This is a genomic window from Terrabacter sp. 05T424, assembly GCF_056396225.1.
In genome coordinates this window covers 92856-106161 of the sequence record NZ_JBFTLB010000001.1, presented here as the reverse complement: position 1 = coordinate 106161, position 13306 = coordinate 92856, and the positions used below count along the sequence as shown (strand labels likewise).

The following is a 13306-nucleotide window of genomic DNA, read 5'->3' as shown; positions in this document are numbered from 1 at the left end:
CAGGGTTCGTTCCGCCCGCGCGCGGGTGATCAGGCAGTCGCCTCCACGGCGACCTCGAGCAGCAGGGGTTCGGTCCTCTCCCGCAAGGTGGGAAGGATGCGGTCGAGCTCGTCGACCAGCTCCTCGTGGGTGGTGACTCGCCTCGTGGCGCAACCGAACCCGGTGGCGATGGTGGACACGCTCACGTCATCGAAGTGCGGCCATGGCGGCTTGCCGCCGTGGGCTGCGGCCAGCCGGTCCATCACGGCATACCCCCCGTTGGACAGGACGATGAACAGGGTGCCGACGCGGTAGTGCTGCGCACTCCAGAGCCCCTGCACGTTGTAGAGCGAGGCACCGTCGCCGAGCAGGGCCACGACGGGCCGGTCGGGCTGCGCCATCCGCACGCCGATGCTCGCCGGGAGGGCGAAGCCGAGGCCGCCCTGCGCCACGGTGACGAAGCCGAACGGCCGTCGCGCGGGGATGAGATCGAGCATGAGACGGCGGGTCGAAGGGCTCTCCTCGAAGACCGTCGCGTCCTCCGGCAGGCGCTCGGCCAGGGCGGCGTACACGTGCTCGGCCCGCAGGGTGCCGTCCTCCGGGATCGTCACCGGCCGGCCAGGGGTGGGCGGCGCGGTGGCCGCCCTCGAGGCGACGCGTGCGGCCAGGCCGCTGACGACCGCGGCCACGTCACCGAGCACGGCCAGGTCTGCTGCGCTGTAGGTCGCCTCTTCCGGGTCCGACGTGACGACGACGACGGACGTGCCCGCCTCGACGAACGGCCCAGGCTCCCAGGTCCCCTGGCGAAAGGCGGGGCCTCCGACGACGAGCACGAGGTCGTGGCCCGCCAGGGTCTCTCGCAGGGCCCCGCGCGTGGGCGGCAGGTGGCCCCGGAAACGCGGCGAGTCCTGGGGGAAGCCGGACTGCGAGCCGTGGGCCTCCTGCCAGACCGAGCAGGCCAGACGTTCGGCGAGGGCCGTCAGGCCGCTCCACGCCTCCGCTGAGTCGGCGCCTGGGCCCACGACGAGGGCCGGCCTTTCGGCAGCGTCGACGAGCGCGGTCAGCTCGGTGGCCAGCTGCTCGTCCACCCCGCCCGCGACGCGCAGGCGGGCCGGAGCGGGCAGTGCGATCGTCTCGTCGGCCGGCTCGGACCAGTCGCTCATCGGCACCACGACGACGGCGGGGCCCCGCTGCAGGGCCGCCTCGTGAACGGCCCTGGCGATGGCAGCCGGCACGTCGGCCGGCCGGGCGGGCTGACGGAGGGAGACGGGGTAGCTGCCGGCCAGGCCCTCGAGACGTCCGGCCAGGAAGGGGTCGGAGGCCAGATGGCGACGATCCTGCTGGCCGACGAGGATGACGAGCGGAGCCTTGTTGGTGCGGGCGGTCGCGATGGCCCCGACCGCGTTGCCGAAGCCGGCCGTGGTGTGCAGCAGCACGAGCGACGGAGACCCGGTGGCGAGGGCATGGCCCGAGGCCATCCCGACGACCGACCCCTCGTGGAGGCCGAGCACGAACTCGAAGTCGTCCGGCAGGTCGGTGAGCAGGGCGACCTCGGTCGAGCCCGGGTTGGCGAACATCCGGGTCATCCCGAAGTGGCGCAGCACCTCGAACGCTGCATCGCGCACGGTCGTCACGTCCTGCTCCTCTCTGCTGGAGACCGGGGCTGGTGACGCCCCGGACTCCGCCATCGTCAGGGGACGCCCCAGCCGGTGGCAGACGTTGTCGCACCCAGCGGAAGAGCCGCCCGGCAGAGGGTCCTTCCTCTCACTGGGTGAGGCGGTGTCTGACCGTCCGGAACCGAGCCCCCTAACGTCGCCGACGTCCCGCTCGAGCAGGAGGAACCATGTCAATGACCACGGGCACGCCGTCACCGTCGACAGCCGGCGCCGCGTCGAACACCGCTCCGGATCCCGACCGGGGCGCCGCCCTCGACGACATCCGAGTCCTCGACATCGCGACCCTCTTCGCCGGACCGTCGGCGGCCACCGTCCTCGCGGACTTCGGCGCCGACGTCATCAAGGTCGAGCACCCACGCAAGCCGGACCCGGCACGGACGCACGGCCAGAGCAAGAACGGGATCGGCCTGTGGTGGAAGATCCTCGGCCGCAACAAGAGCGCGGTCACCCTCGACCTGTCGCATCCCGAGGGTCAGGAGGTCTTCCTCGAGCTGGTCCGCACCGCGGACGTCGTCATCGAGAACTTCAGGCCCGGGACGCTCGAGCGGTGGGGCCTGGGCTACGGCCGGCTCCGCAGCGTGAACCCCCGCATCATCCTCACCCGAGTCACCGGGTTCGGGCAGACCGGACCTCGAGCCACCGAGCCCGCCTTCGGCACCATCGCCGAGGCGATGAGCGGCTTCGCCCACTCCACCGGCCAGCCGGACGGGCCGCCGACCCTGCCGCCGCTGGCCCTCGCGGACAACATCAGCGGCCTGGCGGCCGCGGTGGCCACCCTGACGGCCCTGCACCGTCGTGAACGCACGGGCGAGGGTCAGGTCATCGACCTCGCGATCATCGAGCCGATCCTCGCGATGCTCGGTGCGCAGGTGACCGTCTACGACCAGCTCGGGATCGTCACACAGCGGCGGGGCAACCGGTCGGAGAACAACGCGCCGCGCAACACCTACCGCACCGGGGACGGCGACTGGGTCGCGATCTCGACGAGCGCTCACTCGATCGCCGAGCGGGTGATGGAGCTCGTCGGCCGCCCGGACCTCGTGCGGGAGCCGTGGTTCCACGACGGCTTCCAGCGGGCCCAGCACGCCGACGTGCTGGACGAGGCGGTGGGCTCATGGATCGCCCAGCGACCCACGTGTGAGGTCGTCACGGAGTTCGCCCGTGCGGACGCGGCGCTCGCCGTCGTCAACGACGTGTCCCAGGTGGTCGCGGACGAGCAGTACGCCGCGATCGGCGCCATCGCCACCGTGGAGGACCAGGACCTCGGGCCGGTGCGGATGCCCAACGTGCTCTTCCGCATGTCGGAGTCCCCCGGGACGATCCGACACACCGGGCGTGGCCACGGTGCCGACACCGACCGGGTCCTCGCAGAGCTCGGAGTCGACGACGAGCGCCTCGCTCGGCTGCGCCACGCGGGCGTGGTCTGAGTGCTCGCCGAGATCGCCACTTGGCTGTACGTGCCCGGTGGTCGGCTGTCCGAGCTGCTGCCCAAGGCCGCCCGGACGGCCGACGGCATCGTCATCGACCTCGAGGACGCCGTCCACCCATCGGCCCGTCCCGGCGTGCGCACGATGCTGCCGGCCGCTCTGGCTGCACTGGCCACCGGCGCCGGCGGGGGTGGACCAGCCGCACGTGAGGGAGCGGAGGTCCCGGTCGTGGTGCGTGTCAACCCGGTGTCCTCAGCCGACTTCGGGGCGGACCTCGCAGCGGTCGGTCCCCTTCTCGCCGACGGACGGATCCAGGGCATCCGCCTGCCCAAGGTGGAGTCGCCGACAGACGTGCGCAGGGCGTATGCCGTCTCGCGTCGGTTCCTGGACCTGCCTCACCTCGTCCCCCTCATCGAGTCGGCCCTCGGCCTGCGCCACGCTCCCGAGATCGCGGCCGAGACCGGGGTGCACTCCATCACCCTGGGCGAGAGCGACCTGCGCGCCGACCTCGGGCTGCCGCGCGACGGGAGCGACGGCGGCCTGCTGCTCGCCCGTCTCACCGTCGTGCAGGCCGCACGAGCGGCCGGCCTTCCTTCTCCCGTCGCGAGCGTCCACCCCCACGTGACCGACCTGGACGGCCTGCGCCGGTCGTGCGAGAGGCTGCGTCAGCTCGGGTTCTACGGCCGATCGGTCATCCACCCCCGCCAGGTTCCCGTCGTGCGCAGCGCCTTCGCCCCCCGCACCGAAGAGCTGCGGTGGGCCAGCGAAGTGATCGAGAGAGCCGTCGCGATGGAGCACGCGGGGTCAGCCGCTACCACCCTGGACGACGGGAGCTTCGTCGACCCGGCGATCCTGCGGCAGGCCCAGCTCATCCACGAGCGGGCCCACGCGTGAGCACCGGACTCACGGCAGACGGGGCGACGGTTCGCGTCGTCGACCTCGCCCAGCCGCTGCATGCAGCCATCCCCACCTCCCCCAACCACCCGGGCTTCCGCCATGCCCTCCTGCGCAGGCACGGCGACGCGGTCCGGGTCGACGGCACGTCGGGAGCCAACGACCTGCTCGTCATGGGCACCCACACCGGCACCCATCTCGACGCCCTCGCCCACATCAGCCACGAGGGCCTCTTGCACGGTGGCACCTCCGCCGCCGAGGCGCAGACGGGCGGCCGGTTCCTCGACCACGGCGTCCACACCGTGGAGCCCATCGTGTGCGTCGGGCACCTGCTCGACGTGCCGGCCGCGCTCGGACTCCCACGGCTCGACCCCGGCCATGCTGTCACGGCCGACGAGCTGGCCCGCGCCCTCGGCGACCGCCGCCCCGCGCCCGGCTCGGCGCTCCTCGTGCGGACCGGCTGGGCGCAGCTGTGGGACGACCACACTGCCTTCCTCGACCACGAGGGCGGGGTGCCCGGACCCGATGAGGACGCCGTCGCCTGGTTGGCCACACACCGGCCCCGGGTCGTCGGATCCGACACCACCGCCTTCGAACACATTCCGGCGGGACGCGGCCACGCGCGCCTGCCCGGCCACCGGATCCTGCTGGTGGAGAAGGGAATCCCCATCATCGAGATGCTGAATTTGGAGGAGCTGGCCGGTCTGGCCCCCACGGCCTTCACCGTCGTGGCTGCACCTCTGCGCCTGGTCGGTGCGACGGGGTCACCCCTGCGCCCGCTGGCACTCGTCAACTGAGCGTCCCAACCCACCCCGGAGGGCCGCCCACAGGGCCGAGCGCTCCACCCTCGATCGTCCGGAGGACACATGGCCGCCGCTGGCACCACACCCATGGAGGGCACCGCGGTTGCCCGGCTCGCAGAGTTCGCCGCTGCCGTGGCGGCTCGACCGCCGGAGGGGGCGCTCGACGATGCCCGTCAGCGGCTGCTCGACGTCGTCGGGATCTCCGTCGCGGCATCGGACACCACCCCGGCGCAGGTGGCCCGGACGCTCGCTCGCCGCTGGGGCGGGCAGCCGACGGCGGCGGCGATCGGCCTGGACCTCGACGTCCCTGCGCCGTCGGCCGCCCTCGTCAACGGGACGCTGGCACACGCCCTGGACTTCGACGACACCCACGTGCCCTCGATCCTGCACCCGAGCGCCTCCGTCGTGCCGGCAGCTCTGGCCGCGGCCGAGGAGGCCGGAGCCACGGGTCGGGTTCTCCTGGCCGCCATCGCAGCCGGGAACGAGATCACGATCCGCCTCGGCAACGCCGGCTACGATCCCGCGATCAACAACTCCGTCTTCTTCGACCGTGGCCTGCACGCCACGTCGATCTGCGGGGCGGTCGGTGCCGCTGCTGCTGCCGGCGTGGCCATGGGGCTGGACACCGAACGCCTCGCCCACGCGATGGCGATCGCCTGCAGCATGGGGGCCGGGCTGCTCGAGGCCAACCGCGCCGGAGGCTCGGTCAAGCGGATGCACTGTGGCTGGGCCGCACACAGCGGCGTGGCCGCCGCCCAGGCGGCGGAGGCCGGGCTCACCGGCCCCCCGACGGTCCTCGAGGGGCGGTTCGGGTTCTTCCGCGCCTACTGTGGCGACGTCTACGACGAGGGCTCCCTGCTCGAAGGGCTCGGCACCGAGTGGGAGACGGCCTCGTGCTTCGTCAAGCCGTATCCGACGAACGTCTTCACCCACACCGGGATCGACGCCGCTGTCGGGCTCCGCGAACGGGGGCTGCGTCCCGAGCAGGTCGAGTCGGTCCGCATCGGGGTGGCGGGGGCGACGCTGCGCACGATCGCCCAGCCGCGCGAGGCGAAGATCCGCCCCGAGTCGGGCTATCACGCGCAGTTCAGCGGTCCGTTCACGTTCGCGCTCGCACTGCGAGGTGGCGGCGGGTTGGGGGTGTATCTCGACGACTTCACCGACGCGGCGGTGCGCGATCCGCTCAACCTCGCCGTGGCCGCTCGGGTGGAGCACGGCTCGGACCCGCGGTGTGAGGCGATCTACCCGCGGCACTTCCCGTCCGTCGTCGAGGTCCGCACCGTCGACGGGCGGATCCTGCGCGAAGAGGTGCTGACCAATCGCGGCACGGCCGAGCGTCCGCTCAGCGATGCCGAGGTCCAGGTGAAGTACGACCTCAACGCCCGTCGGCTCGGGGCCGGGGCCGACGTCCTCGCGGAGCGCATCGCGCGCGTGCTCGACCGCCCCTCCGTGGCCGGCCTGCTCACCCTGTGAGCGGTGCTGCAGGCCGGCGCACGGCGCGTCGGGTCCTCAGATCGAGGCCGTCACCGCGTCGTAGGAGTAGAGCCAGTCGTAGCGGTCGGCGATCGGCTCGTCGCTCCACTCCCGCTCGAGGTAGGCCTGCGCACTCTCATCGGTCGCGAGCTCGCGGCTGTGGAACCGGTCGGTGTTGGCCGTCGCGCCGCGGACCATCCGGCTCGTGCGGCCGATTCGTGCCTCCTCGTAGCGCTTGAGGGCGACCACTGGGTCGTCGCCGAAGGCGTCGAGAGCGCGGGCGAGCACGACACCGTCCTCGATGGAGTGGACGGCCCCCTGGGCGAGGAAGGGCAGCGTCGCGTGGGCGGCGTCTCCGAGCAGGCTGATCCGTCCCGACGTCCAGGAGGGAATGGGATCACGGCTGACGAGCGCCCACTTGAGCAGACGGGGCGAGGTCGTGATGAGGGTCTGGATGTCCTCGTGCCAACCCTCGAAGTCGGCGAGGCACTCGTCGACCGTGCCCGGCTCGTTGCCCCCGGCCGCGGTCCACGTCTTGCCCTCGATCGTGGCGACGAAGTTCATCAGCGAACCGCCGTGCAAGGCATACGTGACGGCGTGGCCGCCCGGCCCGATCCACGTCGATCCGACGGGTGCCTGCAGGTGCCTCGGGAGGTCGCCCATCGGGATGAGACCGCGCCAGGCCACCATGCCCGAGAACTGCGGGTCGGTCGGGCCCCAGACGGTGTTGCGCACGACCGAGCGCACTCCGTCGGCCCCGATGACGACGTCACCGGTCACCCGGCTCCCGTCTGCGAGAACGACGCTCGCGCTCGACGCGTCCTGCTCGACACCCACGACCCGGGAACCGAGCCGGATGACCTGCTCCCCGGCATCTCGCACACCGTCCTCGAGCGCCTTGAGCAGGTCCGGGCGGTACACCGTGAGGTACGGATAGCCGTAGCGCTCCACCGCCATCGGGCCGAGGTCGAACATCGGCCACGGACGTCCGGAGTTCCACAGCCGGAACTCCTTGCGCTCCGGGTCGCACGAGCGCGCCCGCAAGGCCTCGAAGACGCCCAGGTGATCCAGCGCCCGGTTGCCGTTGGGGCTGATCTGGATCCCCGCGCCGACCTCGGTCAGCTCCCGCGCCTGCTCCAGGACCGTGACCTGCACCCCGCGCTGCAAGAGCGCCAGTGCGGCCGTCATTCCACCGACTCCACCGCCGGCCAGGACAACGTGCATCTGCTTCTCCTTCAGAGTTTCTCGGTGCGCAGCAACCCGAGTGCGGCCAGGACCGGCTCGTCGCTCGATCGCACGAGCCGGGCGGACTGGGACACCAGGTGCTGGTAGGGCCTCCATGCGGGAACAGCCACGATGTCGCCGCGCTCCCACGCGAGTGTCTCGCCGTCGACGACCGTGTGACCGGCCCCCTCGACGACGGTGAAGATCGAGTTCGCCGTCGTGCGCTGCCGGGCAGAGGTGAAGCCGGCACCGAGCTCCTGCACGTGCAGTGCGACCGTCGGCATCGCCGGGCCCCCCAGCTCGATCTCACGGTCGGCCATGCCGTGCCAGGGCGCCTCCGTCTCTTCTGCGAGACGTGCGAGCGAGTCCTCCCAGCGGAACGCGATGGGCGACGTCTCGACATCGCGGGGCTGTGCCTGGACGCCGTCGGGATGCTTCTCGAAGAACATCGGCTCGAGGAGGTGGACGAGCGGCACGTCGAGGATGTCGACCCAGTAGCAGTCGTCGGGGCCGCTGGCGGAGTGCTCGTGCCAGGCCCAGCTGGGCGTGAGGAGCACGTCACCCGGGCGCATCTCGACCCGGTCGCCGTCGACGACGGTGTAGGTGCCGCAGCCGTCGAGGATGATCCGGAGGGCCGCGGGGGTGTGGTGGTGCGCGAGCGCGACCTCGCCGGGCTTGATCAGCTGGTATGCCGCCACGAGGGTCCGCACGGTGGCGTAGAGGTTGCCCTCGACGGGGTTCGTCAGGGTCAGGTTGCGGCGGTCGGCCATCTGGTGGTCGACGAGGCGGCCGGCCACCTCGAGGACGGCCTTGACCTCGGCATACCGCCAGAGGTGCGGCAGGAAGTTCCGTCGTGGCTCCGGCCAGAGCGCCGGAGCGCGACGGTGCCAGCCGCCCTCGACGCTCAGGTCGTCGAACACGGCATACAGGTCGTCGAGGTTGTCGATGTCCTCCACGGACGTGGAAGGGGTCGAGGTCATGTCGGGCTCCTCAGTGCTGCTTGACGATGGGTGGGTCGTAGGGGCGGGCGAACACCTCGGTGCGCCCGTTGGTGCCCTGGACCACGTCGACGCTCATCTCGCCGACGCGCTCGATGCTGATCCGGATGGTGTCGCCGTCGGTGACGGGTCCGACCCCGGCGGGGGTGCCGGTCGCGATGATGTCCCCTGGGTGCAGGGTCATGACCGCCGAGGCCATCTCGACCATCCCGGGGATGTCGAGGACGAGGTCACGGGTGTTCGCGTTCTGCCGGAGCTCGTCCCCCACCCAGAGCCGCATCCCGAGCTGCGTGGGGTCGCCCACCTCGTCCGCCGTCGTGATCCACGGGCCGACGGGGCAGAAGCTGTCGTACGCCTTGCGGAAGACCCGTTCCTCTCGCCCGCGCACCACCATGTCGAGCAGGCAGGCGTAGCCGAAGACGTGCGCCTGCCAGTCGGCCCGCGGGATGTCCCGGCCTCCCGCGCCGATGATGACGGCCAGCTCGGACTCGTGATGGACCTCGCGGCGGGTCACGGCGGGCAGGACGACGGGCTCGCCGGCTCCGGAGAGCGACGACGGCGGCTTGAGGAAGAACCCCTGCACGTCGGCGCGGTACTGCGCCTGCATCTCGCGGCCGTGGTCGTGGTAGTTGACCGGGAATGCGATCACCTTGTTGGGCCAAGGCACCGGGGTCCGCAGGGTGACCTCGGACAGTGGGCGGGCGGGTCCCCGGGCAGCCGCCCGGGCCAGCACCGGGCGGACGGCCGGGAAGTCGCGGATCAGCCGGTTCATCGCGACTGGCGGCCACTCCCCCGCGCTGAGCTCCAGCGCGTCCGTCACGTCGACGATGCCTTCCCCGACGACCACACCGATGCGGTCATCGTCGAAACGGGCGATCCTCATGGCGCTCCTTCGGACTAGGCAGATGGTTCCTGCCCATCCTGCGAGCGCGGCTGTTCCCCCGTCAGACGTCCTCGCACCTACCGGAACACCCCGTCAGACGGGTCGCTCCGCACGGCCGCCGACCGCTGCCCCGATCTCGTTCGCGATGGTGAACACGTCGTCCTTGACCTCGGAGTACCGCTGCAGCGTCAGGCGGGTGGAGGATCCCGAGATGCTGAGCGCGGCAACCACCTCGCCGTCACCGCCACGGATGGAGGTCGCGGCGCCGCTCAGTCCCTTCTCGCGCTCGTCGATGGAGACCGACCAGTGTGTATCGCGGATCCTGGCCAGCTCCTCGTCGTCAGAGATCGAGCTCTTGCTCTTCCTGGCGGCGGCACGGACCTCCTCGAGCACCGTCCTCGGCGCGAAGGCCAGGAGCAGCTTGCCGGAGGACCCGATCCCGAGCGGCTGCAGTCCACCCGTGGGCACGACGGGCCGCAGGGCCGCCCGACCCTCGACAGAGGCGAGGCAGACGCGATGGGAGCCGTGCCGGATGTAGAGGTGCACGCTCTCGCCCGTGGAGTCCCTCAGCCGGTGCATCCACGGCTCGGCGACCCCGCGGATCACGAAGGAGTCGGCTGCGCTGGCGCCCCAGGAGAGGAGTCGCGGGCCCAGGGCGAACAAGCCCTCGGGGGTACGACGGGCGATCCGCAGCTCCGTCAGCTCCGTCAGGAGTCGGTGGACCGACGACTTGGGCAGTCCGAGGTCCTCGGCCACCTCGGCAAGACGCATCGGGCGACCGGCCCGAGCGAGACTGTCGATCGCCTGGGTCGTCTTGACCAGCACGGACATCGATGATGCTCCTTCTCTCGAGGTGCCGCCGACCGCAGGCCCCTGCCGCCCGCTGTGAGGACGGAGCCGCGGCGCCGTCCCGTGCCGGCGGTCAAGGGTATGCGGCAGCGGCGCCCGCAGGGGACTTGACGCGTCAGGCGTAGCGACGCACCGGGGGCAGGCCGACACGACGACCCAGGCCGCGGTGCCCGAGGCCACGGGAGGTCAGCAGGGCGGCCTCGACGACCACACGGGCCAGCGCTGCTGCGTTCAGAGGTTCCTGGGACAGCCTGACCGACACGGCGGCACGGACCTGACCGTCCTCGTCGAAGATCGGGGCAGCGATGAGCATGCCGTCCCCAGGCACGCTGGATCGACTCACGGCATACCCGTGACGGCGGACGTCGCCCAGGCGCTGGCGCAACACGAAGTCCCCGCTGTCGTCCAGCTGCCGACCAGGCTCGCCGGCCAGCTCATCGAGTGGAAGGTGCGCGAGCATCGCGACGCCGCCCGCACCCTGCGCCAACGGGACTCGTCGCTCGGGCTGCCAGGAGCCCGAGGCCTGGTGGCCGCAGATGAGGTCGCTGAGGATGGCGTGGTCGCGATCACGCGACCACAGCGCGACGGGCGCCCCGGTGGCCGAGTAGAGGTCGACGAGGAAGGGCCGTGCCACGTCTCGAAGACGGCGCACCTCGGGCACTCCCCAGCCGAGCCGCCAGAGGCGGCGACCGAGCCGGTAGCGCCCGCGGGACGCGCGCTCGACGGCTCCCCACTCGACGAGGTGCGCCAGCATCCGGTGGACCGTCGCCGGCGGGAGACCGGTCCGGGTGCACACCCCGGCGATGGTCTGCTCTGGGGTCTCGGCGCCGAAGCAGTCGAGGATGTCAAAGGCTCGGCCCAGGACAGAGCGCTTGTGGTCGCCTTCGAGCAGGTTGCCGGACTCCATCGTCACTCCCATTATTCGGAACATGATTCCAATATGCTGAACGGTAGGACGCGCGGCGTCTCGTGTCAACGGCTGGGGAGCATTCCTGACCACGACTGTCGAGTGCCACGGAACCCCGCGCGAACCCGGGGATGGCCGGTCAGCGGGTGTCGCGCTGGGCGCGGAGGAAGCCCACGAGCAAGGCGTTGAACTCGTCCGTGCGCTCGAACGGAACCCACAGGCCGGTGCGGCCGTACAGGTGCACCTGGACGTCCGGGATCCGGCTCAGCAGGAACAATGCGTTGTCGTAGCCCTGGACGCGGTTGTCTCGGCCCCAGACGACGAGCGTGCGTGCCCGGATGCGGTCGACGTCGCGCCACACCTCTTCGGTGACCGGGCGGTTCTGCGTGCCCCGCCCCTCTGGAGCGCTCGTCATGAACTCCGGCTCGATGCTCGCCCGGTAGCGCTCCTCGACCAGGTCGTCAGTGATCGACGACGTGTCGAACATCATCATCTCGAGGTACGACCGCATCTTGGTCCGTGAGGGGCCGTCACCGCCGTAGTAGGACTGGATGACCTTCTGGCCCTCGGACGGCATCGGCGTGAACAACGGGAGCCCCCCGGCCGAGCTGACGAGGACGAGGTCGTCGACGACCTGCGGGTGCTCGATGGCCAGCATCATGGCCGCGGCGCCACCGGTGGCCATGCCGAGAATGTGGGCCGAGTCGATCTCGAGGGCGGCCAGCATGTCGGCGAAGACCTTCGCGTAGAAGGCGTAGCGGCCCGCACTGATCTCGGGCTTGTCGGAACGGCCGTACCCCGGCAGGTCGACGACGAGGACCCTGAAGTGCTCGGCGAGGCCGGGCACGTTGGCCCCGAAGTTGCCCCAGCCGTACGCCCCTGGGGCGCCGCCGTGGACGCAGAGCAGCACGGGACCCGACCCGGCCTCGTGGTAGTGCACCCGGACACCTCCGGCGTCGACGAAGCGGCTCGTCGACTCCGCGGTGATCGGCACGGTCGCTGTCGCGTTCGGCAGACTCTTGGACATCAGATCTTCACGTGGGCGGGGATCGGGTGGCCGAAGAGGTTGAGACCGTAGGCCTGGAAGATGGGCCCGGCCCCGTTCTGGACGTGGTGCAGCGCGGCCTGGGTGTCACGCCACCGACGCTGGAGGGCGCCGCTCTGGTGCAGTGACCCTCCCCCGCTGAGCCGGAAGACGCTGTCCGCAGCCGCAGCCGCACGCTGGCTCGCCTGGACCTGGTTGCGACGCACCTCTGCGCGCAGCTCGAGCGGCACGACCTCTCCGCGCGAGACCATCTCGAAGACGCGTTCGACGTCCCACAGCACGTGACGCACGCTCGCGTCGATGTCTGCGGCCGCCGCACCCATCGCCGAGAGCTGGAACGGGTCGAGGGCTGCCCGGCCGCCACGCCCCTGCCGCGAACGGGTCATCGCGACGTACGCGGCCAGGGCGCCCTTGGCCATCGCCAGGGTTGCCGTCGTGATGGCTCCCGAGAACATGACGTTGCGGGGCATCCGGAACAGCGGCACCGACTCGCGGCTGGGATCCTTGCCCCCCGTTCCGTCGGTCACGCCCTTCGTCTCGATCGTGCGGTAGTCAGGGACGAAGGCATCCCGCACCACGAGGTCCTTGCTGCCGGTGCCCCGCAGTCCCATGACGTCCCAGGAGTCCTCGACGATCTGGTAGTCCGACCGTGGGAGGAGGAAGTGGACGGCGTCCGGCTCGGCGACGTTGCCGTCCTGGTCGGTCACGAGGCCACCGATCATGACCCACTGGCAGTGGTCGGTCCCGGACGAGAAGTTCCAGCGTCCGTTGAAGACGTAGCCGCCCTCCACCGGCCTGGCCCGACCCATGGGCGCGTAGGGCGAGGCGACCCAGGTGTCCGGGTCGTCGCCCCAGACCTCCTGCTGCACCCGACGGTCACCGTGGGCCAGCTCGTGGGGGTGGACGCCCACGACCCCGGCAACCCACCCCGCACTGGGGTCGTGCGACCCGATCTCGAGGACAGCACGGAAGAAGTCCACGGGGTGCGACTCCAGGCCCCCGAAGTCCTTGGGCTGGAGCATGCGCATCACGCCCGACGCCCGCAGGGCCGAGGCCGTCTCGTCGGTGAGCCGCCCGAGCTGCTCTGCTGCTGCTGCGTTGGTCTCGAGCAGGTCTGCGATCTGTTCGATGTGGTCCAGGACGGCCAT

The 13306-nt window shown here is 71.3% G+C and carries 12 protein-coding genes; 4 read left to right on the top strand and 8 right to left on the bottom strand.

Translation table 11 applies throughout. From position 1 onward, the window contains the following. Positions 1-29: 29 nt before the first annotated feature. On the bottom strand, positions 30-1613 hold the full coding sequence (locus AC1DE0_RS00495) for a thiamine pyrophosphate-dependent enzyme (protein ID WP_478096037.1): 1584 nt from the start codon (positions 1611-1613) through the stop codon (positions 30-32). A gap of 209 nt (positions 1614-1822) precedes the next feature. Here AC1DE0_RS00495 and AC1DE0_RS00490 point away from each other — a divergent pair, with 209 nt between their 5' ends. From AC1DE0_RS00490 to AC1DE0_RS00475, 4 genes are all read left to right on the top strand, one after another. Further along, on the top strand, positions 1823-3082 hold the full coding sequence (locus tag AC1DE0_RS00490) for a CaiB/BaiF CoA transferase family protein (protein ID WP_478096036.1): 1260 nt from the start codon (positions 1823-1825) through the stop codon (positions 3080-3082). Continuing rightward, positions 3083-3976 carry an HpcH/HpaI aldolase/citrate lyase family protein gene (locus AC1DE0_RS00485; protein ID WP_478096035.1) on the top strand — a complete coding sequence of 298 codons (894 nt, stop codon included), beginning with the start codon at positions 3083-3085 and terminating at the stop codon, positions 3974-3976. After that, entirely contained in the window at positions 3973-4773 is an 801-nt protein-coding gene (locus AC1DE0_RS00480) for a cyclase family protein (RefSeq protein ID WP_478096034.1), read from the top strand. Before AC1DE0_RS00485 ends, AC1DE0_RS00480 begins: the two co-directional genes overlap by 4 nt. Before the next feature lie 69 nt (positions 4774-4842). Beyond that, on the top strand, positions 4843-6252 hold the full coding sequence (locus AC1DE0_RS00475) for an MmgE/PrpD family protein (RefSeq protein ID WP_478096033.1): 1410 nt from the start codon (positions 4843-4845) through the stop codon (positions 6250-6252). Positions 6253-6288: 36 nt separating this feature from the next. Here the strand turns inward: AC1DE0_RS00475 and AC1DE0_RS00470 are convergent, their stop codons facing one another. The 7 genes from AC1DE0_RS00470 to AC1DE0_RS00440 form a co-directional block, all read right to left on the bottom strand. Then, positions 6289-7476 carry an FAD-dependent monooxygenase gene (locus AC1DE0_RS00470; protein ID WP_478096032.1) on the bottom strand — a complete coding sequence of 396 codons (1188 nt, stop codon included), beginning with the start codon at positions 7474-7476 and terminating at the stop codon, positions 6289-6291. Between the two features lie 11 nt (positions 7477-7487). After that, positions 7488-8456 carry a cupin domain-containing protein gene (locus tag AC1DE0_RS00465; RefSeq protein WP_478096031.1) on the bottom strand — a complete coding sequence of 323 codons (969 nt, stop codon included), beginning with the start codon at positions 8454-8456 and terminating at the stop codon, positions 7488-7490. Between the two features lie 10 nt (positions 8457-8466). Beyond that, a complete protein-coding gene (locus tag AC1DE0_RS00460; protein ID WP_478096030.1) occupies positions 8467-9357 on the bottom strand; it encodes a fumarylacetoacetate hydrolase family protein in 891 nt (296 codons plus the stop codon). 93 nt (positions 9358-9450) lie between these two features. Beyond that, positions 9451-10188 carry an IclR family transcriptional regulator gene (locus AC1DE0_RS00455; RefSeq protein WP_478096029.1) on the bottom strand — a complete coding sequence of 246 codons (738 nt, stop codon included), beginning with the start codon at positions 10186-10188 and terminating at the stop codon, positions 9451-9453. Positions 10189-10321: 133 nt separating this feature from the next. Beyond that, positions 10322-11125, bottom strand: coding sequence for an IclR family transcriptional regulator (locus AC1DE0_RS00450; RefSeq protein WP_478096028.1), 804 nt, complete (start codon positions 11123-11125; stop codon positions 10322-10324). Between the two features lie 127 nt (positions 11126-11252). Next, positions 11253-12140, bottom strand: a complete 888-nt coding sequence (locus tag AC1DE0_RS00445; protein ID WP_478096027.1) for an alpha/beta fold hydrolase — start codon at positions 12138-12140, stop codon at positions 11253-11255. After that, a complete protein-coding gene (locus AC1DE0_RS00440) occupies positions 12140-13306 on the bottom strand; it encodes an acyl-CoA dehydrogenase family protein (protein WP_478096026.1) in 1167 nt (388 codons plus the stop codon). Before AC1DE0_RS00440 ends, AC1DE0_RS00445 begins: the two co-directional genes overlap by 1 nt.